Origin of the sequence: Brevundimonas sp. TWP2-3-4b2 (assembly GCF_049897345.1) — a bacterium.
Lineage (GTDB): Bacteria > Pseudomonadota > Alphaproteobacteria > Caulobacterales > Caulobacteraceae > Brevundimonas.
This window is the reverse complement of sequence record NZ_JAFCWB010000001.1, coordinates 207,348-229,894: the sequence shown is the minus strand read 5'-3', so window position 1 is coordinate 229,894 and position 22,547 is coordinate 207,348. Positions and strand designations below refer to the sequence as shown.

The 22,547-nt window shown below is 69.9% G+C and carries 23 protein-coding genes; 3 read left to right on the top strand and 20 right to left on the bottom strand.

What is annotated here, in order from left to right:
• Positions 1–49: 49 nt before the first annotated feature.
• The 13 genes from glk to ACP7AS_RS00980 form a co-directional block, all read right to left on the bottom strand.
• Positions 50–1,018: a glucokinase gene (glk, locus tag ACP7AS_RS01040; protein WP_426026971.1), complete on the bottom strand. Its 969-nt coding sequence runs from the start codon at positions 1,016–1,018 to the stop codon at positions 50–52.
• A complete protein-coding gene (gene edd / locus ACP7AS_RS01035; protein ID WP_426026970.1) occupies positions 1,015–2,919 on the bottom strand; it encodes a phosphogluconate dehydratase in 1,905 nt (634 codons plus the stop codon). The genes glk and edd overlap by 4 nt, the downstream gene beginning before the upstream one ends.
• Positions 2,919–3,626, bottom strand: a complete 708-nt coding sequence (pgl, locus tag ACP7AS_RS01030; protein WP_426026969.1) for a 6-phosphogluconolactonase — start codon at positions 3,624–3,626, stop codon at positions 2,919–2,921. Before pgl ends, edd begins: the two co-directional genes overlap by 1 nt.
• 144 nt (positions 3,627–3,770) lie before the next feature.
• The gene (gene zwf / locus ACP7AS_RS01025) at positions 3,771–5,246 is read right to left on the bottom strand and encodes a glucose-6-phosphate dehydrogenase (protein ID WP_426026968.1); all 1,476 of its coding nucleotides are present in this window, start codon (positions 5,244–5,246) and stop codon (positions 3,771–3,773) included.
• Positions 5,247–5,277: 31 nt separating this feature from the next.
• Positions 5,278–5,901, bottom strand: coding sequence for a bifunctional phosphoribosyl-AMP cyclohydrolase/phosphoribosyl-ATP diphosphatase HisIE (hisIE, locus tag ACP7AS_RS01020; RefSeq protein ID WP_426026967.1), 624 nt, complete (start codon positions 5,899–5,901; stop codon positions 5,278–5,280).
• Between the two features lie 3 nt (positions 5,902–5,904).
• Positions 5,905–6,042, bottom strand: coding sequence for a hypothetical protein (locus tag ACP7AS_RS01015; protein ID WP_426026966.1), 138 nt, complete (start codon positions 6,040–6,042; stop codon positions 5,905–5,907).
• Complete coding sequence (hisF, locus tag ACP7AS_RS01010) at positions 6,039–6,806, bottom strand: imidazole glycerol phosphate synthase subunit HisF (protein WP_426026965.1); 768 nt, start codon at positions 6,804–6,806, stop codon at positions 6,039–6,041. The genes ACP7AS_RS01015 and hisF overlap by 4 nt, the downstream gene beginning before the upstream one ends.
• On the bottom strand, positions 6,803–7,534 hold the full coding sequence (gene hisA, locus ACP7AS_RS01005) for a 1-(5-phosphoribosyl)-5-[(5-phosphoribosylamino)methylideneamino]imidazole-4-carboxamide isomerase (RefSeq protein ID WP_426026964.1): 732 nt from the start codon (positions 7,532–7,534) through the stop codon (positions 6,803–6,805). The genes hisF and hisA overlap by 4 nt, the downstream gene beginning before the upstream one ends.
• A complete protein-coding gene (gene hisH, locus ACP7AS_RS01000; protein ID WP_426026963.1) occupies positions 7,531–8,133 on the bottom strand; it encodes an imidazole glycerol phosphate synthase subunit HisH in 603 nt (200 codons plus the stop codon). The genes hisA and hisH overlap by 4 nt, the downstream gene beginning before the upstream one ends.
• On the bottom strand, positions 8,130–9,566 hold the full coding sequence (gene hisB / locus ACP7AS_RS00995) for an imidazoleglycerol-phosphate dehydratase HisB (protein ID WP_426026962.1): 1,437 nt from the start codon (positions 9,564–9,566) through the stop codon (positions 8,130–8,132). Before hisB ends, hisH begins: the two co-directional genes overlap by 4 nt.
• Before the next feature lie 160 nt (positions 9,567–9,726).
• Positions 9,727–11,034: a histidinol dehydrogenase gene (hisD, locus tag ACP7AS_RS00990; RefSeq protein WP_426026961.1), complete on the bottom strand. Its 1,308-nt coding sequence runs from the start codon at positions 11,032–11,034 to the stop codon at positions 9,727–9,729.
• A complete protein-coding gene (gene hisG / locus ACP7AS_RS00985) occupies positions 11,034–11,915 on the bottom strand; it encodes an ATP phosphoribosyltransferase (RefSeq protein WP_426026960.1) in 882 nt (293 codons plus the stop codon). Before hisG ends, hisD begins: the two co-directional genes overlap by 1 nt.
• Positions 11,916–11,924: 9 nt before the next feature.
• On the bottom strand, positions 11,925–12,245 hold the full coding sequence (locus ACP7AS_RS00980) for a YerC/YecD family TrpR-related protein (RefSeq protein WP_426026959.1): 321 nt from the start codon (positions 12,243–12,245) through the stop codon (positions 11,925–11,927).
• A 126-nt stretch (positions 12,246–12,371) separates the two neighbouring features.
• Here ACP7AS_RS00980 and ACP7AS_RS00975 point away from each other — a divergent pair, with 126 nt between their 5' ends.
• A complete protein-coding gene (locus ACP7AS_RS00975; protein ID WP_426026958.1) occupies positions 12,372–13,592 on the top strand; it encodes an NAD(P)/FAD-dependent oxidoreductase in 1,221 nt (406 codons plus the stop codon).
• Here ACP7AS_RS00975 and ACP7AS_RS00970 read toward each other — a convergent pair.
• Positions 13,589–15,865, bottom strand: coding sequence for a putative bifunctional diguanylate cyclase/phosphodiesterase (locus ACP7AS_RS00970; protein ID WP_426026957.1), 2,277 nt, complete (start codon positions 15,863–15,865; stop codon positions 13,589–13,591). The two genes, ACP7AS_RS00975 and ACP7AS_RS00970, sit on opposite strands and share 4 nt — an antisense overlap.
• Entirely contained in the window at positions 15,862–16,473 is a 612-nt protein-coding gene (locus ACP7AS_RS00965; RefSeq protein WP_426026956.1) for a methylamine utilization protein, read from the bottom strand. The genes ACP7AS_RS00970 and ACP7AS_RS00965 overlap by 4 nt, the downstream gene beginning before the upstream one ends.
• Positions 16,474–16,648: 175 nt before the next feature.
• Here ACP7AS_RS00965 and ACP7AS_RS00960 point away from each other — a divergent pair, with 175 nt between their 5' ends.
• Both ACP7AS_RS00960 and ACP7AS_RS00955 read left to right on the top strand, forming a co-directional pair.
• Entirely contained in the window at positions 16,649–17,545 is an 897-nt protein-coding gene (locus ACP7AS_RS00960) for a DUF3034 family protein (protein ID WP_426026955.1), read from the top strand.
• Position 17,546: 1 nt separating this feature from the next.
• Complete coding sequence (locus ACP7AS_RS00955) at positions 17,547–18,065, top strand: group I truncated hemoglobin (protein ID WP_426026954.1); 519 nt, start codon at positions 17,547–17,549, stop codon at positions 18,063–18,065.
• A 9-nt stretch (positions 18,066–18,074) separates the two neighbouring features.
• Here ACP7AS_RS00955 and ACP7AS_RS00950 read toward each other — a convergent pair whose 3' ends face one another.
• The 5 genes from ACP7AS_RS00950 to ACP7AS_RS00930 are packed head-to-tail and all read right to left on the bottom strand — an operon-like array spanning position 18,075 to position 22,493.
• Complete coding sequence (locus ACP7AS_RS00950; protein WP_426026953.1) at positions 18,075–19,445, bottom strand: sulfite reductase subunit alpha; 1,371 nt, start codon at positions 19,443–19,445, stop codon at positions 18,075–18,077.
• Positions 19,442–20,452, bottom strand: coding sequence for an FAD:protein FMN transferase (locus tag ACP7AS_RS00945; RefSeq protein WP_426026952.1), 1,011 nt, complete (start codon positions 20,450–20,452; stop codon positions 19,442–19,444). The genes ACP7AS_RS00950 and ACP7AS_RS00945 overlap by 4 nt, the downstream gene beginning before the upstream one ends.
• A gap of 56 nt (positions 20,453–20,508) precedes the next feature.
• Positions 20,509–21,315 (bottom strand): DUF4198 domain-containing protein, encoded by an 807-nt coding sequence (locus ACP7AS_RS00940; RefSeq protein WP_426026951.1) that lies wholly within the window; start codon positions 21,313–21,315, stop codon positions 20,509–20,511.
• Positions 21,316–21,327: 12 nt separating this feature from the next.
• Entirely contained in the window at positions 21,328–21,834 is a 507-nt protein-coding gene (locus ACP7AS_RS00935) for a DUF2271 domain-containing protein (protein WP_426026950.1), read from the bottom strand.
• A gap of 8 nt (positions 21,835–21,842) precedes the next feature.
• Positions 21,843–22,493 carry a PepSY-associated TM helix domain-containing protein gene (locus ACP7AS_RS00930; protein WP_426026949.1) on the bottom strand — a complete coding sequence of 217 codons (651 nt, stop codon included), beginning with the start codon at positions 22,491–22,493 and terminating at the stop codon, positions 21,843–21,845.
• Positions 22,494–22,547 lie beyond the last annotated feature (54 nt).

Below are 22,547 nucleotides of genomic sequence, written 5' to 3'. Positions count from 1 at the left end.
TGCCGCGCCGCTTCGGTTCACGGGCCCGTGAGAAAAAAGTGTTGGAACGTCAATTTTCCTCGGCGAAGGCCACGCGGGCGGCTCCCAGCAGGGCGGCGTGTTTGTGCAGGATCACGTGCGTCGGGATGGCCGCCATATAGTCCTGGAACCGGCCCTTGCGCTCGAACCGCTCACGGAAGGGGCTGGCCTTGAGGAAGGGCAGGATGCGCGGGGCGATGCCGCCGGCGATATAGACGCCGCCGCGCGCGCCCGTGGTCAGGGCGATGTCGCCGGCCACCGCCCCGAGGATGGCGCAGAAGCGGGCGAGGGTGGCCCCGCAGGGGCTGTTCGGGTTTTCCAGCGCCTCGGCCGTGATCCGGGCCGGGTCCTCGATATGGCTCTCGCGGCCGTCGATCTCGGCCAGGGCGCGGTGCAGGTTCAGCAGGCCGGGGCCGCAGATCAGGCGCTCGATCGAGACCCGGTCATAGCGGCGGCGCAGGAGGCGCAGGATTTCGTCCTCGACCGCGTCGCCGGGCGCGAAACAGGCGTGGCCGCCCTCGGACCGCATGGCGATCTCGTGGCCGTGGATGTCGCGGGCGAGGGCCGAGACGCCGAAGCCGGTGCCGGGCCCCAGCACGGCGATGGCCGCCTGCGGGTCGCCTGCGGCGGGGCCGCCCAGCGACGCCAGCATGGCGTCGGGCACCACGGGCGCGCCCCAGGCGAGGGCCTCGAAATCATTGATCAGGCGGACCGGGTTGAGACCGAGGGTCTGGAGTTCCGTCTCGGACACGCGCCAAGGCGAATTGGTCAGGTCGATCTCGCCCTCGGTGACCGGCCCGGCCACGGCGAGCACGCCGCCGGTCGGCTTGATGGGGCAGCCGTCGATGAAGGCGCGGACCCCCTCAAGAAAGGTCGGATAGGTCTCGGCCGGGAAGCTGTCGTGGTGTTCGAGCACCGGCCTGCCCTCGACCATACGGGCCAGGGCGAAGCGGGCATTGGTGCCGCCGACGTCGCCGACGAGCAGGGTGTTGGAGGTCATGCATCCACCGTGCGGTCGACGACAGTGTTGTCCGGCCGGGCCCCGTTCCGGGGCGTGGACCCGAGCGGCGGGGTGAAACAGACCGAGGCCCCCTCCTCGGCGGTCGAGACGACGTGGCGGAAGGCGGCGAACAGTTCGCGGCCATAGCCCCAGCCCGAGCCCTCGGCCTGCGCCTCTGACCGGGCCGCGGCGGGGCGGGTGGCGAGATCGGGCACGCCGACGGTGGTCAGAACCCCGGCGTCGGCATCCAGGCGGATGATGTCCCCGTCGCGGACATGGGCGAGGGGGCCGCCGGCCAGGGCTTCCGGGCTGACGTGGATGGCGGCGGGGGTCTTGCCCGAGGCCCCGGACATGCGGCCGTCGGTGACGAAGGCAACCTTGAAGCCCTTGTCCTGAAGCACCGACAGGGCGGGCGACAGGCTGTGCAGTTCCGGCATGCCGTTGGCGCGGGGGCCCTGGAAGCGCAGGACGACGACGACGTCCCGGTCCAGCCGGCCGTCCTGGAAGGCCTTGAGGGCGTCTTCCTGGGTTTCGAAGACGGCGGCGGGGGCCTCGACGATGCGGTTCTCGGGCTTGACCGCAGAGACCTTGATCACGGCCCGGCCGAGGTCGCCCTGGACCAGACGCAGGCCCCCCTCGGTGTCGAACGGATCCGAGGCGGGGCGCAGAATGTCCGTGTCCAGACTTTCGCTGACGCCGTCCTTCCAGACCAGGTCGCCGTCGATCAGGACGGGCTCCTGGAAATACGGGTGGATGCCCTCGCCCATGATGGTGGTGACGTCGGAATGGATATGGCCGGCCTCGGCCAGCTCGCGGGCGATGAAGGCGACGCCGCCCGCGGCCTGCATGGCATTCACATCGGCCGAGCCGTTGGGATAGACGCGGGCCAGCAGCGGCGTCACCGACGACAGCTGGTCCATGTCGGTCCAGTCGATCAGCACACCCGCGGCGCGCGCCATGGCGACCAGATGGATGGCGTGGTTGGTCGAACCGCCGGTGGCCAGCAGGGCCACGATCATGTTGACGATCGACTTTTCGGAGATGACGTCGGCCATCCGGCCCTGACCGCTGCGGGCCAGTTCGACTGCGCGTCTGGCGGCCGCCGCCGTCAGGGCGTCGCGCAGTCCGGTTTCCGGATGGACGAAGGCGGTCGAGGGCAGGTGCAGCCCGCCCAGCTCCATCATCATCTGGTTGGAGTTGGCGGTGCCGTAGAAGGTGCAGGTGCCGGGCGAGTGGTAGCTGCCGATCTCGCTCTCCAGCAGGGTGGCCCGGTCGACCTTGTTCTGTGCGTAGAGGGCGCGGACCCGGGCTTTCTCCGCATTCGGAATACCCGAGGGCATGGGACCGGCCGGGGCGAAGACGACCGGCAGGTGGCCGAAGGCCAGGGCCCCGATGAACAGGCCGGGCACGATCTTGTCGCAGACGCCCAGCGCCATGACCGCGTCGAAGGCATCATGGGTCAGGCCGATGCCGGTCGACATGGCGATGACGTCGCGGCTGAACAGCGACAGATCCATGCCGGGGCGGCCCTGGGTGACGCCGTCGCACATGGCGGGCGTGCCGCCGGCGACCTGGGCGGTGGCGTTGACCTCACGCACGGCGTCGCGGATCACCTGCGGGAAGCGTTCGAACGGCTGATGCGCCGACAGCATGTCGTTATAGGCGGTGATGACCCCGACATTGGGCTGGCTGCCCGACATGGCGGTCAGCTTGTCCCTGACCGGGGCCCCGGCGAAGGCGTGGGCCCAGTTGGCGCAGCTGAGCTTGGCCCGGCCAACGCCGGAGGACCCGGCGGCATCCATGCGGCGCAGATAGTCGGCGCGGGTCGCTTTCGAGCGCTCGACGATGCGGGCGGTGACTTCGGCGACGACGGGATGCAGCGCGGGGGCGTGGGGTGACATCAGGCTTTCTCCGTCCACAGAACGTCGAGCGGGACGCCGGCGGCGATGAGGGCGGCGATGGGCTGGACGGCCGGATCGCCGGCTGCCTCGCGCGCGAAGACGGCGCGTTTGGCGGGGCCGGTGATGGCCAGGACCACGCGCCGGGCGGTCATCAGATACGGCAGGTTGATCGACAGTCGCTCGAGGCCGGGGGCTGCGCCATCACGACCGCGGGGCACGCCATAGACCGCTGGCCGGAGCGTGGGGGTCAGCAGGGTCTTCAGGGTCGGGCTGCCGGGGAACATGGAACAGATATGGCCATCCTCCCCCATGCCGAGAAGGACGGCGTCGAGACGGGCGCCGTCACGGGCCAGGGCTTGGGTGGCGAGGGCCGCGGCGCGGTCGACGGTGACCTCGGAATGATACAGCGGCACAAACCGGGCAGCGGCGGCCGGGCCGCTCAGCAGTGACTGTCGGATCAGGGCGGCGTTGGACTCCGGCGAACTTTCGGGGACGTAGCGCTCGTCGATCAGGGTCACCGCGATGTTCGACCAGTCCAGATCGGCCGCGGCCATGCGGGCGTAGATCGGAGCGGGGGTCGAGCCGCCCGAGCCGGCGAAGACGGCCCTGCCCGTCTCGGCGAGGGCGGTGGCGAGGGTGTCGGTCAGGCGCGCGGCGCAGGTGTCGGCCCAACGGGAACCGTCGGGGAAGGATTCGATGGCGGTCATCCCTGTTGCCGTGCATCCCGGCGAATGCCGGGATCCAGATCAGGTAATGCAGAAGGACGGGACAAAGAACGCGAACCATGGACCCCCGGCGGAGTCATGCCATCTGGATCCCGGCATTCGCCGGGATGCACGGGTGACGGAGGCTTACGCATCGCGCGTGTTCCACGCGCGGCCGGTGCGGGACAGCAGCAGATCGGCCTCGGGCGGGCCCCAGGTTCCGGCGGTGTATTCCTTCGGCCTGAACGCCGCGCCGGCCCAGGCCTCGGAGACCTCGTCGACCCATTTCCAGGCCTGTTCGGCCTCGTCGCGGCGTACGAACAGGGTGGAGTCGCCGGCCATGGCGTCGAGCAGAAGGCGCTCATAGGCGACCCGGCGGCGGGGCGGTTTGGCGTCCTTGCCGCCGACGCCCCAGGACAGGCTCATCTGGATCGGCTGAAGCCGCATCCGCTGGTCGAGGCCCGGGCGTTTGTTCATCACCGTCAGGGAGATGTCCTCCTCGGGCTGCAGTTCGATGATCATCCGGTTGGCCTGGACCGCCCCGCCGTGGTCGGCGGCCGAATGGGCGTCGTTCTCGAAGATCGAATGCGGGATCGGCTTGAACTGGATGACGATTTCAGTGCGCTTCTCGGGCAGCCGCTTTCCGGTGCGCATAAAGAAGGGCACACCGGCCCAGCGCCAGTTGTCGATATCGGCGCGAATGGCGACGAAGGTCTCGGTGTCCGAAGGCTGGCCGCGTTCGAATTCATAGGCGGCGACGGGCTTGCCGTCGATTTCGCCGGCCCGGTACTGGCCGCGGACCGTGACGCGCCCGACGTCCTCGGGCGTGACGGCGCGCAGCGAGCGCAGCACCTTGACCTTCTCGTTGCGCACCGAGTCCGGGTCCAGATTGCTGGGCGGCTCCATGGCCACGAGGCAGAGCAGCTGCAGCATGTGGTTCTGGAGCATGTCACGCAATGCTCCGTACTCGTCGTAATAGGGCCAACGGTCGCCGACGCCGACGGTCTCGCCGACCGTGATCTGGACGTGATCGATCGTCAGATTGTTCCACAGCGGTTCGAAGATGGTGTTGCCGAACCGCAGGGCGATCAGGTTCTGGACCGTCTCCTTGCCCAGATAGTGATCGATGCGGAAGATCTGCTCTTCGGTGAAGGCGTGGCCGACGGCCTCGTCGATTTCGCGGAACGAGGCGAGGTCGCGGCCGACCGGCTTCTCCAGCACGATCCGGGCCCCGGGACCGGTCAGGCCTGCGGCTTTCAGCCCCCGGACGATGCTGCTGTAGAGCGACGGCGAGACGGCCAGGAAATAGGTCAGGGCCGTGATCTCGCCGATCCGGTCCTTCAGCGGTTTGAGACTTTCGGCATTGGTGGCATCGACGGCGACATAGTCCAGCCGGGCTTCGAGGCGGGCAAAGGCCTCTTCGTCCCAATGTCCGTCGGCCCGCGACTGCACGCTGTCCCGGACCCGGGCGACGTAGGCGTCACGGCTCTCGTCCTTGCGGGCGGCGGCGATGATCTTGAGCCCGTCGGGCAGTCGCCGGTCATATTCGAGGAAGTAGAGCGAGGGCAGCAGCATGCGCATCGCCAGATCGCCGCCACCGCCGAAAAGCACCAAGGCCGACATTCGCTCGCCCGTTCCTTCCTGAGGATTGTCCCTAGCCGCTGTCCTTGGCCGTTTGCGACCGCCGAGCCAACTCATCCAGGACATGCTGAAACACCATTTGACGGGACCGAAGCAGGACTAACAGATGATAGATCAGATCCGCGGCTTCGGATGCCAGTTCCTCATCAGGACCGGCCGCACCGGCCAGGGCGGTCTCGACACCCTCTTCACCGACCTTCTGGGCCGCGCGTTTCGGGCCCTCGGCGAGCAGGCGGGCGGTCCAGCTTGCGGCGGGGTCGGCGGTGGCGCGTTCGGCGATGGTCGCCTCCAGCCGGGCGATGCGGCCGAGGCCCGGCGCGTCCTCGTCACCGAAACAGCTGATGCGGTTCAGGTGGCAGGCGTTGCCCACGGGGCGAACCTTCAGGACCAGGGAGTCCGCGTCGCAGTCGGGCGTCATGGAGACGAGATGCAGACGGTCGCCGGAGGTCTCGCCCTTGCGCCAGCGGCCGCCGCGCGAGCGCGAGAAGAAGGTCGCCTCACCGGACGCGATGGTCTCTTCGAGGGCGGCGCGATCCATATAGGCCAGCATCAGCACCTGCAGGGTGGCGGCGTCCTGGACAACGACGGGGATCAGGCCGCCGGACTTGTCGAAATCGAGGGTGGAGGGGTCGATCATGTTTCACCGTGCATCCCGGCGAATGCCGGGATCCAGATCAGAGGGGCCGTTCGACAGGACAGATGACCGGACCTCCTGGACCCGCTGGTTCTTGCCATCTGGATCCCGGCAGTCGCCGGGATGCACGGAAAGAAAAGTCATATCCTCATCTCCTGCCCGGCGTCCGAGAGGAACGCCTTGAGATCGGGAATCGTCAGGGTCCCGGTGTGGAAGACGCTGGCGGCGAGGGCCCCCGATACGTCAGCCTGTTCAAACACGTCGAGGAAGTGCGACGGTGCGCCGGCCCCGCCGGAGGCCACCAGCGGGATGGTCAGCCGCCGCCGGGCCTCGGCCAGCTGGGCGATGTCATAGCCCTTGCGCACACCGTCCTCGTCCATGCAGTTGAGAACGATCTCGCCGGCGCCGAGGGCCTGGGCCTCGACGATCCAGTCCATGGTGCGCCGGCCCGCCCCGCGACTGGCGGTCGGGTCGCCGGTGTACTGATGCACCACCCAGTCGTCGCCGGAGCGTTTGGAATCGACACCCAGCACCACGCATTGCGAGCCGAGACGCGCGGCCATCTCGCCGATCAGTTCGGGACGTTCGAGGGCGGGGGAGTTGATAGACACCTTGTCCGCCCCGTGGTCGAGGCAGCGCGCGGCCTGGTCGACCGAGCGGATGCCGCCGGCGACGCTGAAGGGGATGTCCAGCAAGCGGGCGATGTCCCTGACCCAGCCATAGTCGAGGGTGCGGCCCTCGGGGCTGGCGGTGATGTCGTAGAAGACCAGTTCGTCGGCCCCCTGATCGCGATAGCGCGCGGCCAGTTCCGAGGCGTCGCCCATGTCGGTGTGGCCCTGGAAGCGGACACCCTTGACCACCCGTCCGTCCTTGACGTCGAGACAGGGGATGATGCGCCGGGCCGTCATGCGGTTTCCGCCACGGCCTCGCCCACGGTGAAGCGGCCCTCGTAGATCGCCCGGCCGACGATGGCCCCGTCGCAGCCGGCGGCGCGGGCGGCGGTCAGGTCGGACAGTTGCGAAACGCCGCCCGAGGCCTGGACCTTGAGGTCCGGACGGCGGCGCACGATCTCCGCCAGCAGGTCGGTGTTGGGGCCGGTCAAGGCCCCGTCGCGGCCCACGTCGGTGACCAGAAGATGCCGGGCGAGACCCGGGGGGTAGCGGTCCAGCGCGGCCCAGAGATCGACCTCGGCCGCCTCGGTCCAGCCCTTGAGCGCCGGGATCCAGCGGTCGCCGTCGGCCTTGACGTCGATGGCCAGGGTGATGCGGTCGGCCCCGAACCGGGCCAGCCAGTCGGTCACGATCGCGGGCTGGGACACGGCCAGGGACCCGACCACGACGCGGGCGACCCCGGCGTCGAGCAGGGCCTGGACGTCGTCGGCCGAGCGGACCCCGCCACCGGACTGGATGCGGATGTCGACGGCGGCGGCGAGGGTGCCGATCAGCGCGTGCTGGACCGCGCGACCGGCCTCGGCCCCGTCCAGATCGACGATGTGGGCCCAGGTGGCACCGGCTGCGGCGAAGGCGGCCAGACGCGACACGGGGTCGTCGTCATAGCGGGTCACCTGGTCGAACCGTCCGTGCATCAGCCGCACGCAGGCCCCGTCGCGCAGGTCGATGGCGGGGTAGACAATCACGCGGGCAGCTCCAGGAAATTCTTCAACATGCGCGCGCCGGCCGCGGCCGAACGCTCGGGATGGAACTGGCAGCCCCAGCGATTTCCGGCCCGGACGACGGCTGGCACCGGCCCGCCGTAGTCGGCGACGGCGAGCGTCGCCGGGCCGTCCGGACAGACGAAGCCATGCACGAAATAGGCATAGGCCCCGTCCTCGACGCCCTCCAGCAGGGGGTCGTCCCGTCGCCGGGACAGGCGCGACCATCCCATATGTGGGACAGGCCGACCGGGACCGGGAGTCAGGACGCTGACCCGGCCGGGAATAAGACCTAGGAGTTCTGTCGAATCGCCCTCTTCGCTGGAGTCGAACAGGAGTTGCTGGCCGAGGCAGACTCCGAGCAGCGGGCGTTCAAACGCCCGGATCGCGTCGATCAGCTTCAGGTCACGCAGACGAGACATGGCATAGGCGGCGGCGCCGACGCCTGGAAGGATCAGCCGCTCGGCCTCTGCGATCTCGGTGGCGTCTGATGTGAGGCGCACGGTGGCCCCCAGACGCTCGAGCGCGAACTGGACCGAGGCGACATTGCCCGCGCCGTAGGCCAGGATGGCGACCTCGCTCAAAGCACACCCTTGGTCGAGGGCACGGCGTCGCCCTCGATGCGGATGGCCTGGCGCAGGGCACGGCCGAAGGCCTTGTAGACGGCCTCGGTCTTGTGGTGGTCGTCGACCCCCGTGACCGAGATGTGGATCGCCGCACCCATGGCCTCGGCGATCGAGCGGAAGACGTGAGCCGTCAGATCGGTGCGGTAGTCGCCGATGAAGGGGGTCGAGAACGCACCCTCGAACACGGGATAGGGGCGGCCGGACAGGTCGATCGAGACCGACGCATTCGCCTCGTCCATCGGCAGGACGAAACCGTAGCGGGCGATGCCCTTGCGGTCGCCCAGCGCCTGTTTGAGTGCCTGGCCGAGGGCGATGGCGCTGTCCTCAATGGTGTGGTGCGGGTCGGTGTGCAGATCGCCCTCGCAGGCCAGCCGCAGCGAGAAACCGCCGTGCGTCGCGACCTGTTCGAGCATATGGTCGAAGAAGCCGACGCCGGTGACGATCGAGACCGGGCCCGTGGCATCGAGGTCGACGGCGCAGACGATGCGGGTCTCTTTCGTGTCGCGCACGGCCTGACCGGTGCGGTGCGGGCGGCCGGCCGCGGGGGCGAGGCCGAGGGCGGCCAGCAGACGGTCGTTGACCTCGGCCTTCGCGGACACGGGCAGGCGGACCCGCTCTCCGGCGCTTTCGGCGGCAACACCGAGCCGGGCCAGGGCGGTGATTGTGGCCTCGGGATCCCCGGGCCGCGCCATGATGACGGGGCCGAAGCCGGGTTCGACGGGCATCTCGCGGCCCAGCGCCTTGACCAGCCGTTCGCGCTCACGGCGCACGGCGGCGAGGCGTTCGCCGCTCTCCATCATGCGCGAGGGATCCAGCGCCTGCAGGGCCAGCCGCGCCGACACCTCGGGCAGGGCATAGGGCTCGAGCACGGCGGCGAGACGCGCGAGGGTCTGCGGCTGCGCCAGGGCGGCCCCGACGCGGGCCCCGGCGAGGCCATAGGCCAGGGACAGGCTGCGCAGGACGATCAGATTGGCGTGGGCGCTGATGACGGTCGCGGCCGAGGCGGCGTCGGCGAACTCGGCCAGCCCCTCGTCGACCACGAGCAGGGCCGGGGCGACCCGTTCGGCCATCTCGGCCACGGCTTCGGGCGACCCGAGGGCGCGCAGGATGACGGCGGCGACGGGCGCGCCGGCGGGCGGGGCGGCATAGAGCGACGCCAGCGTCCGGAACGGTTCCGCGTCCGGGGCCTCGACGGCCTGACCGTCGCGGGCGGCGAGGCGGACCACCAGTTCGAGGCCGTGCGTCAGGCCGCGCACCGGAAGGACGCTGTCGGCCGCGACGCCATAGACCTGGGCCATGCGGACCGCGAGGTCGGGTGTCTGGTCGGGATAACGGTCGAGGCCGTCGCCGCCGGCGACGAGGGGCGGGAACGGGGCGGGCAGGTTTTTCATCTTGATCCTCCCCTGGAGCGGAGCGAACGGGGGAGGGGGACCGCCTGCAAGGCGGTGGAGGGGGCGGAAGCAAACACCGGTGTCCGGGGTAGCCCCCTCCACCATCCTTCGGATGGTCCCCCTCCCCCGCTTACGCGGTGGAGGATCTGGCAAGGACGGTTCATGTGCCGGCCCTCAGATCGGCGGCGCGGGCGTGGGCCTCGAGGCCCTCCAGCCGGGCCAGGCGCGCGGCGACGGGGGCCAGATCGGCGGCCCCGGCCCGGGTAACGCTCTGCACCGACATGGAGGTCATGAAGCTGGCCGTGGTGATGCCGCCCATGGTGCGGGCCGCACCGTCTGTAGGCAGGACGTGGCTGGGTCCGGCGGCATAGTCGCCCAGGGTCTCGGCGGCGAAGGTGCCGACGAAGACGGCTCCGGCGGCGCTGATCTTGGCCACCCGCTCCTCGGCGTCCTCGGTCTGGAGGGCGAGGTGTTCGGGGCCGTAGGCATTGGCCACGGCGCAGGCGGTGTCGAGGTCGGCGACGCGGACGGCGCGGCCTTCGGCCAGCGAGGCGCGGGCGATGTCGGCGCGGGGCAGTGACGGCAGCTGCGCCTCCACCTCGGCGAGGATCTCGTCGATCATCCGCTCGCTGTCACAGACCAGAACGACCTGGGCGTCGGGGTCGTGTTCGGCCTGGCTGAGCAGGTCGGCGGCGGCGATCACGGGATCGGCGCGACGGTCGGCGATGACCATCAGTTCCGAGGGCCCCGCGGGCATGTCGACGGCCGGACCCCCGGGGCGTCCGCTGGCCTGTTTCTTGGCCTCGGCGACCCAGGCGTTGCCGGGGCCGAACAGCTTGTCGCAAGGTTCGATGACGCCGTCCTCGAGCTCGGCTCCGAAGGTCAGGGCGGCGATGGCCTGGGCCCCGCCGACCAGCCACAGCTCGTCCAGCCCGGCTTCGGCGGCGGCGAAGATCATGGCCGGGTGAGTGGCTCCGGATTTCGACGGCGGGGTCACCGCCACGCGGCGACTGACGCCGGCGACGGCGGCGGGAATGGCCATCATCAGCAGGGACGAAAACAGCGGGGCCGAGCCGCCGGGGACATAGAGGCCTGCCGACTGCAGGGGCCGCCAGACCAGACGCGAGCGGACGCCGGGCGTGATCTCGACCCAGTTTGAATCCTCCGGCCGGGTGGCCTCGTGGAAGATGCGGACGTTCTCGGCGGCGATGCGGATCGAGCGGGTGTCGGCGGGGCGCAGCTGGTCGCGCGCGGCGGCGACGACGCCCGGCGTCAGGGCGAGACGGCGCGGCGGGGCCCCGTCCAGTTTGACGCTCCAGTCGGTCACGGCCTGTCCGCCCCGCGCGGCGACGTCCTCGAGGATGTCGCGCACGGTGTCGGTGACGCGGGCCTCGCTGCGCCGCAGCGGGCGGGCGAGGGCGGCGATGCGGCCGGCGGCGTCGAGGGTGCTCCAGTCGAACCGCTTCATCACATCATCTTCTCGATCGGCAGGACGAGGATGGCCGAGGCCCCGGCGGCCTTAAGCTTTTCGAGGGTCTCCCAGAATACGGCCTCCTGGCAGACGGCGTGCACGGCCACCGCGTCGTCGCGGCCCGACAGGGGCATGACGGTCGGCGAACCGGCACCCGGCAGGATGGCGGTGATGGCGTCGAGGGCCGAGCGCGGCGCGTTCAGCATCACGTATTTGGCCCCCTGGGACGACACCACCCCGGCCATGCGTTCGACGATGCTGTCCAGCAGGTGCTGCAGGCCCGCCTCCGGCGCGACCGGCGACTTGATCAGGACCGCCTGGCTCTCGAGCACGGTTTCCCTGGCCACCAGACCGTTGGCGTCCAGCGTCGCGCCGGTCGAGACCAGGTCGCAGATGGCCGAGGCCAGTTTCAGCCGGGGGGCGACCTCGACGGCACCGCGCATGGTGACGATGTCAGCCGCGATCCCCTGGCCATCCAGAAAGCGGCGCAGGATTTTCGGATAGGAGGTGGCGATGCGCAGCCCTTCCAACGACGCCGGTCCGTCATAGGCCAGCGTCGGCGGCACGGCGATCTTGAGCGTGCAGCGGCCGAAGCCGAGCGGCATCAGGACCTCGGCCACGGGCCCGCCGTTGCGGACTTCCTCCAGCACGTTCTCGCCGACGATCCCGAGGTCGCAGACGCCGTCGGCGACGAAGGTCGGGATGTCGTCATCGCGCACGCGCAGCAGGTCGATCGGATAGTTTTCGACGCGGTACAGCAGGTCGTTGTTGCCCTTGACCACACGCAGGCCCGCATCGCGGACGAGGTCGAGGCTGCGGTCGGACAGACGGCCGGATTTCTGGACGGCGATGCGCAGCCGGCCCTGGACGGTACTCATGGTGTAAACTCAGTCTTTCGGTTTCAGGCGATCCAGCACGAGGCGATAGCCCTGGTGCGGCATTTCCTTGAGGAAGCGGGCGACCCGCACGACGGTGGTTGGGCTGGCGCCCGCTTCGATCGCGATCTCGCGATACGATTTGGCCTTCTGGTACAGAAGCCGCGCCACGGCCCAGCGTTCCGCAAAGGCGCGCAATTCGGACGGGGTGCACAGGTCCGACAGGAAGGCGTCGACCTCCTCGCGGGTCTTCAACGACAGCAGGGCGTCATAGAGCGCCAGGCGGTCGTCGGCGGCCTTGTGGACGGCGCTGCGGGTGACGGTCTCGATCATGGCGCGTTCCACTATGCTGTAACAGTGGCACAGTCAAGGCGATTGAAAGCGGGGGCCGCAGGGTCCGGTTGATGGTGGGCAAACTCGCCGCTCGACCCTCGCCCCTCACCCCTCTATTTCGGTCCCATGACCAGGGTTGTGATCATCGGCGCGGGGCATGCGGGCGGGACGGCGGCGGCGCTGTTGCGGCAGTATGGCCATGAGGGGCCGATCATTCTGGCGGGCGAGGAGCCGGCGGCACCTTATCAACGGCCGCCCCTGTCCAAGTCCTGGCTGAAGGGGGAGGCCGATCTCGAGGCCCTGCTGCTGCGCCCGGAGAGTTTCTATGCGGAACACGGTATCGAGCTGAGGACCGGGGTCACAGCGACCGCGGTCGACGCCGCAGCCAGGACGGTGACCTTCGCCGACGGAACGATCGAACCCTATGACGCCCTGATCCTGGCGACGGGATCGACGGCGCGGCGACTGGCGATTCCGGGCGCGGACCGGGCCGGCCTGCTGGAGCTGCGCACCCTCGCCGATGCGGAACGGCTGAAGGCGGCCCTGGGTCCGGGCCGGAGGCTGGCGATTGTCGGCGGTGGCTACGTCGGGCTGGAAGCCGCCGCCTCGGCGCGGGCGCTGGGGGCGGAGGTCGTGGTCATCGAACGCATGGGCCGGGTGCTGGCGCGGGTGGCATCGGAGACGCTGTCGGCCTTCTTCACCGCCTGGCACCGGCGCGAGGGAGTCGAGATTCTGACCGGGGCCGAGGTCTCGGCGTTCGAGGACGCCGGCGTGCGTCTGGCGGACGGGCGGGTGATCGAGGTCGATGCGGTGCTGGTGGGGGTCGGGGCCCTGGCCTGCGACCAGCTGGCCCGGGCGGCGGGGCTGGCGTGCGAAAACGGCGTGGTGGTGGATGAGACCGCGCGGACCTCGGACCCGGCCATCCGGGCCATCGGCGACATGACCTTCCGGCCCGTGCCGACGCACGGCGGGCACCGGCATCGTCTGGAAAGCGTGCCCAATGCGCTGGAGCAGGCCAAACAGGCCGCCGCAGCCATCGTCGGGCGGGCGGCCCCCACGCCGGAAGTGCCGTGGTTCTGGTCGGACCAGTACGACCTCAAGCTTCAGATCGCCGGCCTGCCCGACGGGGCGGACCGTCAGCTGGTGCGGGGGGACCCGGATGTCATCGGCGAGGGGGCCTCGTTCGCGGTCTTCCACCTGGCGGGCGATCGCATCCTGTGCGTCGAGGCCGTGAATGCGCCGGCCGAGTTCATGGCCGGACGGATGATGATCGGCAAGGCGACGCCCGTCGATGCGGCGAAGCTGGTCGACCCGTCGGTGTCGATGAAACAGGTGGCGGTCGGTTAGCCGACGGCGGCCTGCGCGTCTTCGGCGGGAGCGGCGAGGCGGTCCAGCAGGGCGGCCATCGGCACGGGCCGTCCGATCAGATAGCCCTGGGCCAGATCGCAGCCCATGCCGCGCAACAGGGCCAGCGCGGTCGGAGTCTCGACCCCTTCGGCCGTGACCTTGAGCCCGAGGCCGTGCGCCAGATCGATCGTCGACTTCACCAGCAGGGCGTCGCGCGATGAATCGTCGAGACCGAGGATGAAGCTCTTGTCGATCTTCAGCTCGTCGGCGCGGATGCGCTTCAGATAGGTCAGGGAGGACAGGCCGGAGCCGTAGTCGTCCAGCGACACACAGATCCCCGCATCCGCAAACCGGTCGACGATGCGCAGGGCCATGTCGGGATTGTCCATCACCGCCGTCTCGGTGATCTCGAAACAGAGGTCGGCACCCGAGGTCGCGACCTCGTTCAGGGCGAATTCGGCGAAGCTTTCGTCGGACAGCAGCCGGCCCGAAATGTTGACCGAGACTATCAGGGCGTGGCCGGCCGCGGCCATGGTTTTCTGATCCGCGATCGCCCGGCGGATGGCCCATTCGGTCAGAGGGCGGATGTGACCCGTCTCTTCGGCCATGCCGATGAACAGGTCCGGCGAGACCATGCCCCGGCGCGGATGGGTCCAGCGCATCAGGGCCTCAACGCCGGTGATCCCCTCGGCCCGGAAATCGTATTTCGGCTGATAGGCCAGGGACACCTCGCCCTCGTTGAGGGCGGTCATCAGTTCGGAGATCAGCGACAGGTTGTCGCCAGGGTCGCCATAGGCCGCTTCGTCGAAGGCCGCGCTCGGCCGGCGCATCGCCCGGGCCTGATCGAGGGCGATGGCCGCGCGGTCCACCGGGGAGGACAGGTCCGAACCGGCCGCGCCGTGGCCCGCGACGCCCGCGGTCAGGGTGATGTCGACCGGGGCACCGTTGACCTCGATCGGTGCCTGGGCCGCGCCGGCGAGGCGTTCGGCCGCCTCGAGCGCCTCGGTCTTGTTCCGGGCGACGATGATCAGACCCAGGGCACCGGCACCGACCCGCGCCAGAGGGGCCCCTTCCGCAAGGGCCGACAGTCGGGCCCCCAGCGTGGCCAGCAGGCGGGCCATGGAGTCATAGCCGATGGCGTTGCGCACCACCTCGAACCGATCGACGCCGAACAGGATCACCCACGCCTCGGCGTGGCCACCAGCCTGGCGTTCGAGGGCCAGGCGGTTGGGAAGGCCGGTCTCCTGATCATGCAGGGCCATATGCGTCAGGCGGGACTCGCGGTCGCGCAGGTCGCCGACCATGGCGTTGAAGCTGGCGGCGAGGCGCCCGATTTCGTCGCCCGAGGTGACCGGGGCCTCGACGTACTCGCCCTTCTGCAGACGGTGCACCGCCTCATCCAGCGCCGTGATCGGGCGGGTGAGGCCGCGCGACAGGACCCAGGTGCCGGCCATCAGCACAGCCAGACCCGCGGCCCCGATCGCGATGAGCCACAGGAACAGGGCCTGATAGGGCTTCATGGCGCGATGCAGCGGATAGGTCAGCAGCAGGGCCGGGCGCACCGCCGGGTCGAAACCGGGCAGGATGTGAGCCAGCTGCATCGACGGGCCCTCGTCGGTCTGGACGGTGACGGGCAGGCCGTCCGAGGGTGTCGTGGTCCGGGTCGTGACGACCGCAGCGGTCAGGGGAATGGCGGACAGCTGTTCCAGATTGCGCATCTGGGCCGCGTCCAGCCGTTCGGCGAAGACGACCCAGCCTATGAGCACCGGAGCGTTGACGGGGGCGGCGACGACCCGGAACGGCTGGCCGCCGATGCTCAGGACGCCGCTGTCGACGCCTCCGGAATCGAGCCCCTTGAACAGGGTGTCGAGGGCCGCGTCATCCGGATTGATCCCGGCCGAGGCGGCATAGCCGTCGACGCCCAGGATCAGGGCCCCGTCCACGCCCTGGCGGGTGCGCAGATTTTCGAGGGCCGATCGGACGGTCGGCGCGTCGTCGGTCGCGACGGCTTCGCGGAAGCCGTAGTCCTGGGCCAGGACGGCGGCTCCCTGGCGAAGCTGGGCCGAACGACTGGCCCACAGCTGGCCGTAGACGGCACCGGCGGAGGTCATCTCGTCGCTGACCATGCGGCGGGCGCTGCTGGTCACGGCGGTGGCCACGGCGACGGCGCTGAGGACCAGGGCGAGGGCGAACAGACCCATGTAGAGCACGGTGAAGCGCGTCCGCAGATTGCGGAAGGTCAGCAGCCGCTGGGCCCGTTCGCGCAGCGTCATCGAACCGCCGCCCTGAAGTCGCCTGAGACCGACTGACGTGCAGCCGCCGCGGAGACGGTCACCGTCCGGGCGATCTCATTGCCCCGGCCCGCAAGCCGGGGATGCCAGACACGCAGGGTGGCGGATCCGGCCGGAATGTCGCTCAGGACCGCGTTGCCGGCCGGGTCGGTCTTCATCGCCCAAGGGGTGTCGACCACCTTGATATAGGCCAGCATCTGGTCGTGGATGTTGCAGCCGAGGGCGGCGACACCGGCGCTGGTGAAGGTGTGGGTGCGGCTCTCGTCGCGTCCGTACAGCTGCAGTTCGAACCTTGCCCCGCGCGAGAAGGAATAGACCTGGTGCCGGACCCGGTCGAGGTTGGGGAAGGCCACGGTGCCCCCGACCGGCGCGATCAGCACATAGGGCTGGAACTGGATGTCCTGCTGCGTCATCCGCAGCGCCCAGGGAAAACGGATCGGTCCCCGGGGAATGCCCGCGGCCGGCGTCACGGTGACCACGGCGTCCCGAACGGGCAGGCCGGCGGCGTCACGCACGCTGACGGTCAGGTCGCCGGCGAAGGCCGGACCCGCGAGACAGATCGAAACAACAAGAACCCGAAAACGACGCATCTGTCCGCTTGTACGAAATCAGTATGAAATCGGGGTAAATCGAAAGCTGCGGCAAGATGACCGGTTCGGATTGCCCAATCGATGACCGCTCACAGGGCCCGGTCTGGCGAACTTTACTGCAGTTTAACCACGACTTTGTACCCGTCGGGTTCAAACGTGAGCGTGAACAGACAACATGGATCGACAAACCCTGGCCCTGGCCCTGGCCCTGGCCGTGTTGGTATCGATGGCCGCTGGCGGGGCGCAGGCCCAGTCCTTCATTCCTGACGTCCGGAGCGGCGGCAAACTGCTGCTGACCGGCGGTGTATCGACCATCGAGGGCTCCGGCGGCGGCGGGATCGCAACCTGGGCCACGGTGACGGGCTATGGCGAGGATGACGGCATCGGGGCCAATGCCCACGTCACCCTGATCGAGCTTCCGGACTACCGCTTCCGCACCGCAGGGGTCGCGGTCGGCCTGTGGGACCGGGTCGAACTGTCGGCGGCCCGGCAGGAGTTTGACACCGGGGACACCGGTTCCGCCTTGGGACTGGGTCAGGGCTTCACCTTCAGCCAGGACGTGATCGGGGTAAAGGTCCGGCTGACCGGCGACGCCGTCTATGATCAGGACACATGGGTCCCGCAGATCTCGGTCGGCGTGCAGCACAAGCGGAACGACCAGGGCGCGGTCATTGCGGCCATCGGCGGCGAGGATGATCAGGGCACGGAATTCTACGTCGCCGCGACCAGACTGTTTCTGGCGCAGAGCCTGCTGGTGTCGGGGACGGTGCGCTGGACCAATGCCAACCAGACCGGCCTGCTCGGCTTCGGCGGCGACGCCAACATGGACCGGGAGGCCCAGTTCGAGGGATCGGTCGGCTGGCTGCTGAGCCGCAATCTGGTGGTCGGGGCCGAATACCGGACCAAGCCTGACAACCTGTCCTTCGCGGCCGAGGATGACTGGTTCGACGTCTATGCCGCCTGGGCCGTCAACAAGCACGTATCTGTCACGGCGGCCTGGGCCGATCTGGGCTCCATCGCCACGTTCGACGACCAGCGCGGTCTTTATGTCTCCCTTCAGGCAGGCTTCTGAGATGATCAGCCGATCCATATTTGCCGGGACGATCACGGCCCTCACCCTGATCGCGGGTCCGGTGGCCGCCCAGGACGCCGCGCATCGTCCCGGCGAAGACGCCGTCGCGGCCTATGTCGTCGATGACGCCAACGCCGGTGCCGTGCCCTTCACCGGCACGGCGATGTTCGAGGCCTTCCACGGCCGGCCGGGGATCGACCGCATCGTCGACGACATGCTGGCCCGGAGCACCACCGATCCGCGCACGGCGGACATCTTTCGGGCCACCGACATGGTGCGGCTGGCCCGGACCCTGAAGGAACAGATCTGCTATGTGCTGGGCGGAGGCTGCGCCTATACGGGCCGGTCGATGCAGGATGCGCACAAGGATCTGGGTCTGCAGCCCGCCGACATGGGGGCGCTGGTCGAGCATCTGCAGGACGCCATGGCGGCGGAGGGTGTGCCCTTCCACACCCAGAACCGCCTCCTGTCCAGGCTGGCACCGATGCGTCGCGACATCGTCACCCGCCAGGGCGGCTGATCCCGAGGTCTAGTAGACGTCGCGGCGGTAGCGTCCGGCTCCAGTCAGGTCGTCCAGCCGTTCGGGCCCCAGCGTATCCGCCAGCGCCGCCTGTACGCCCTTGGACATGCCGTCCAGACTGCCACAGACGAGGATGACCGCACGGCGATCGACCCAGGCCCTGAGGTCGTCGGCATGGTCCGTGATCAGGGCCTGGACATAGCGGGCGTCGCCGGGATCGCGTGAGAAGGTCCGGTCCAGCCGGGTCAGATCGCCGGACGAGAGCGCCGCCTCAAGTTCATCGTCGAGGAAGGCGTCATGGGCGCGGGTGCGCTCGCCGAACATCAGCCAGACGCCGCCGTGCGACGCACCCGCCCGGGCCTTCCAGTGCGCGCGAAGGCCCGCCAGCCCGGTGCCATTGCCGATCAGGATCAAGGGTGTCTCTGCGGTCGGGCCATGGAAGCCGCGGTTGGGGCGGATACGCATGGCCACTTCGTCTCCGGGCGCGACGTCGCGGGTCAGCCAGCCCGAGGCGCGGCCCGGCGTTCCGTCGGCGGCGATCATGCGGCGGACGATGAACTCGGCCCGGCCGTCCCGGGGCAGAGACGCGACCGAATATTCGCGGCTGGTCGGGGCACCGGCATCTGCGAGCGGAGGCAGGCCGATCTCGGCGATGTCGCCCGCCACCCAGACCGGCGCATGGTCGACCGGCGCGAAGGCCAGCAGCCAGGCCTCACCGCCCGGACTGCCCGGGTTCAGATGCGTGCGCTCGACCAGCCGCCAGCGGTCGAGCGCCGGCGGAGTCCAGTCCGCGGGGATGGCTGACCCGGTCAGGACCGCGAGCTGGTGTTGCCAGTGGCGCAGGGCACCGGTGTCGCCGTCATCGACCTCGACACGGTCGAACAGAGGCTCGGCCCCGGTGCGTTTCAGCCATGCGTCGAGCGCGAGTCCGAAGCCGCAGAACGCCGTGTAGCTGCGGTCGCCGAGGGCCAGGAGTCCGTAGTGGACGCCGGTCAGGTCGGGGGTTTCGGACATGACCTGGCGGACAAACCGGGACACCGTGTCCGGTGCATCGCCCTCGCCGGTGGTCGAGGCGACGATCAGAAGCCGGCCGGTCGTCTTCAGCGTCGGAAAGTCCAGGTCGCCGAGCGGGACGACGCGGGTGCCGGTGCCGGCGTCGGACAGGCTGCGGGCGGTCATCCAGGCCAGGTCTTCGGCGAGGCCGGTCTGGCTGGCGAAGGCGACCGTCACGACGTCGGTGCCGGAGGCATCGAGCAGACCGGCGCGGGCAGCGGCGGCGCGGCGGGCCCGGGCGCGGCTCCAGGCCACGGCCGCAAGGACCAGCAGCCACAGGCCGACCGCGACGGCCGCCCAGAACCAGCGCAGGGGATCGGCGGTCACGCGCCCTCGGCGGCCATGGCGGCGAAGGCCGGCGAGACGATCTCGATCAGGCCGATGTCGGTCCGCACCACGAAGGCGGCGGCGAGGTTCAACGCCTCGGCGTATGCGGGTCCCTCTTCGGGTCCCATGACGGTCAGGGCCGTGGCCATGGCGTCGGCGTAGAGGGCGGTGTCGGCCAGGACGGTGACCGAGGCGACGCCGTTTGCGACCGGCCGGCCGGTGCGGCCGTCGATCGTGTGGCTGTAGGTCTGGCCCGCGACCTCGAACCGCCGGACCCAGTCGCCCGAGGTCGCGACGGCCATGTCGAACAGGGCCGCGGCGGTGCGCGGCGCGGGCGAACCCGGGGCCTGTTGCAGCTCGACCCACCATGGATGGCCGCCCGGCTTGACGCCGGTCCCCCGCAGCTCGCCGCCGATCTCGACCAGATGATCGGCGGAGCCGAGGGCCGTCAGACGGGCGGAGACGCGGTCGACGGCGTGACCCTTGGCCATACCGGACAGGTCCAGTTTGAGGCCGCCCGGCTGCTGTAAGGCCCGCGCCTCGCGATTGAGCCTTAACCCGCCCCAGCCGCTGACGGCGCGGGCGGCGGCGATGTCGTCGTCGGTCGGCACATCGGGACGCGGTCCCGGCGGGCCGAAGCCCCAGAGGTCGACGAGCGCCCCCAGCGTCGGATCGACCGCGCCATCGGTGTCGTCGGCGATGTCGAGGGCAGTGTTCAGCAGGTCCCAGAACGGCTCTGACACGGCCCAGAAGCCGGCGGGTGCGGCATTCAGTCGGGACAGCTCTGACAGAGGGTCCCAGTGACTGAACAGGGCGATGATCGCCGCCAATTCGGCCTCGATCGCGGTCTGGAACGCAGAGCGATCCAGACCCGATGGCGGCACCAGACGGACCGCCCAGGACGTGCCCATGGTCTCGCCGGCGAAGTCCCAGATCAGGTCGGTCGTCGGCAGCACCGGGGTTCGGCCGTGGGTCGGCACCAGGACGCGGGTCTCCGGCCGCGCCACCGGCTCGCCGACGGTCAGCGGCGGAGGGGCGGCGCGGGGACCTGAGGGGGCTTCGGTCAGGGCAGGACTTCCACAACGCCGTTGTAGGCGGCGCTGTAGGCCAGCTGGTCGCCCGCGGCCGGGAGGCGGACTGAGGCGTTCATCCAGTACAGGCCCGCTTCGGGCCAGGTGACGGTGAAGGCCCCGTCGGTGTCGGTGCGGACCGTCATCTCTTCCGGATGGTCGCGATAGCGCGAACCGCCCCGGGCGATAGTCACCTCCATGTCGGCGGCCGGCTGGCCGTCGCGGACCAGTTTGAAGGTGGCCGGCTCGCCCGCCACCAGATCGTTGGGGTGGGTGACCGGGACCAGTTCGAGTCCCTGGGCCGTCAGGGTGATGGCCGTCGGTTCGCCGAGGGTGACAAAGGTTTCGGTGCGGCTGTTGGCGCGGGTGGCGACGACGTCGGTGGCGTCGGCCGGGATGTTGGCCGCCATGTCGGCCCGGGGCCCGCGCCAGCGTCGGGTCTCAGCGCCCTGTTTGTAGCTGACCAAGACACCGCTCGAGACGTTGGCGACGCGCCAGGTCCCGGCCTGGGTCAGGTGCAGATCGAAGGTGGAGCGGTATCTGCCGGTCATCGCATTGGCCGCCTGGGCGGTCGAGCCGTCGGGGGCGGTGATGGTCAGACCGCTGAGGTTCATGGCTGCATGGTCGGCGACGAAGACGCCGTTCGACATGCCGGCGTCGAAGCCGACCCAGGCCTCCGTGCCCGACAGGACCGTCGAGGTCGGGGCCAGCCATGCGCGGTGGGCCTGGGCCGACATCGGCAGGGCGAGGGCAGCGAGCGCGGCCAGAAGTCCGGCCAGCGGGGTGAGGTGCTTGTTCATGGAGCGGGATCCCTAGCGGGTGACAGCGACGCTGACGGCGCCCAGTTCGGTTGTGCCCGAGGCGCGGGCGGTGTTGGCGGCCCCCCAGCGGAACGGGACCCGGACGGCCTCGCGGCCGCCCTGTTCCCGAGCGGCCTCGACCACCATCACATAGTCTCCGGCGGCAAGGTCGCGCAGGCGGGCGGCGGGGACGGTGACGGCGTGGCGACCGGGGGCCTTGGTGGCGCTGGAGACGCCGTCCATGGGCAGGCTCAGCGCGCGTCCGCCGCGCCGCCACCAGGTGCGCATGTCCTTGAGCCAATCCTCGCCCTCGGTGACGTTGGAGACCTCGTACCAGACGGACAGGGTGCGCACGGTGGTGGTGTCGGGCCGCTCGATCCAGACCGCCACATAGGGCCGGTGATAGGTGGCGACGGACAGGCGCGGAATCTCGACCGAGACGGTCAGGTCGGCGGCCATGGCGGAGCCGGACACGGCAGCCGCGACGGCGGTGGTCAGGATGAGGGGAAGCGGGCGCATCGGGAGACTCAGTGAATGAACAACAGGGCGATGACGGCGGGGATCAGCAGACCGAGCCCGAGCAGGGGCCAGGTCGACGGACGCTGACGGGCGTGCAGCCAGGTCAGGCCGAAACCGGTGACGGCGAAGACGATGCAGGCGGCGGCGAAGACGTCGATGAACCAGTACCAGACCGGCCCGGTGTTGCGGCCCTTGTGCAGGTCGTTCAACCAGGCGATCGCGCCGCGTGTGGTGCGTTCGCGCAGGGCCTCGCCGGTGGCGCGGTCGATGGTCAGCCAGCCGTCGCCGCCGGGCTCCGGCAGGGAGATATAGACTTCTTCGGCGGTGGTTTCGGTGGCGCGACCGGCGACTTCGACCCTGAACGTCTGAGAGGCCCAGCGGGCGACGGCGGGCGGAACGGGATCCGTGGTGTCGGCCGGCATCTCCGCCAGCCGCGCCAGCAGGGGCGTGGGCAGCTGGCCGGTTCGCTCGACCGTGGCCGGCGTGGCGGGAATCTGGGCGGCATGGTTGAGGGTGATGCCGGTGATCGCGAACATCAGCAGGCCGATCAGGCTGACGGCCGCCGAGATCCAGTGCCACTGGTGGAGTTGCTTGAGCCAGAACGACCGTCGGGTGTTCAGGGCCGGCTGGGATCTGGCGGGAGCGGCGGCTTCGGTCACCGGCGGTTTGTGCCGAAGTTGCGAACGGTTTGCAATAGCTTCGACGGACGCCGG

Bases quoted from the DNA above. Each gene is read 5' to 3' on its own strand.
- ACP7AS_RS00970 (WP_426026957.1), bottom strand. From the start codon at position 15,865: ATGACGCTGCGCGAACGGGCCCAGCGGCTGCTGACCTTCCGCAATCTG.
- hisB (WP_426026962.1), bottom strand. From the start codon at position 9,566: ATGAAAAACCTGCCCGCCCCGTTCCCGCCCCTCGTCGCCGGCGGCGAC.
- hisD (WP_426026961.1), bottom strand. From the start codon at position 11,034: ATGAAGCGGTTCGACTGGAGCACCCTCGACGCCGCCGGCCGCATCGCC.
- ACP7AS_RS00935 (WP_426026950.1), bottom strand. From the start codon at position 21,834: ATGCGCCCGCTTCCCCTCATCCTGACCACCGCCGTCGCGGCTGCCGTG.
- ACP7AS_RS00975 (WP_426026958.1), top strand. From the start codon at position 12,372: ATGACCAGGGTTGTGATCATCGGCGCGGGGCATGCGGGCGGGACGGCG.
- edd (WP_426026970.1), bottom strand. From the start codon at position 2,919: ATGTCACCCCACGCCCCCGCGCTGCATCCCGTCGTCGCCGAAGTCACC.
- glk (WP_426026971.1), bottom strand. From the start codon at position 1,018: ATGACCTCCAACACCCTGCTCGTCGGCGACGTCGGCGGCACCAATGCC.
- hisG (WP_426026960.1), bottom strand. From the start codon at position 11,915: ATGAGTACCGTCCAGGGCCGGCTGCGCATCGCCGTCCAGAAATCCGGC.
- ACP7AS_RS00940 (WP_426026951.1), bottom strand. From the start codon at position 21,315: ATGAACAAGCACCTCACCCCGCTGGCCGGACTTCTGGCCGCGCTCGCT.
- ACP7AS_RS00955 (WP_426026954.1), top strand. From the start codon at position 17,547: ATGATCAGCCGATCCATATTTGCCGGGACGATCACGGCCCTCACCCTG.
- hisIE (WP_426026967.1), bottom strand. From the start codon at position 5,901: ATGATCGACCCCTCCACCCTCGATTTCGACAAGTCCGGCGGCCTGATC.
- pgl (WP_426026969.1), bottom strand. From the start codon at position 3,626: ATGACCGCCATCGAATCCTTCCCCGACGGTTCCCGTTGGGCCGACACC.
- ACP7AS_RS00960 (WP_426026955.1), top strand. From the start codon at position 16,649: ATGGATCGACAAACCCTGGCCCTGGCCCTGGCCCTGGCCGTGTTGGTA.
- ACP7AS_RS00980 (WP_426026959.1), bottom strand. From the start codon at position 12,245: ATGATCGAGACCGTCACCCGCAGCGCCGTCCACAAGGCCGCCGACGAC.
- hisF (WP_426026965.1), bottom strand. From the start codon at position 6,806: ATGACGGCCCGGCGCATCATCCCCTGTCTCGACGTCAAGGACGGACGG.
- ACP7AS_RS00965 (WP_426026956.1), bottom strand. From the start codon at position 16,473: ATGCGTCGTTTTCGGGTTCTTGTTGTTTCGATCTGTCTCGCGGGTCCG.
- ACP7AS_RS01015 (WP_426026966.1), bottom strand. From the start codon at position 6,042: ATGACTTTTCTTTCCGTGCATCCCGGCGACTGCCGGGATCCAGATGGC.
- zwf (WP_426026968.1), bottom strand. From the start codon at position 5,246: ATGTCGGCCTTGGTGCTTTTCGGCGGTGGCGGCGATCTGGCGATGCGC.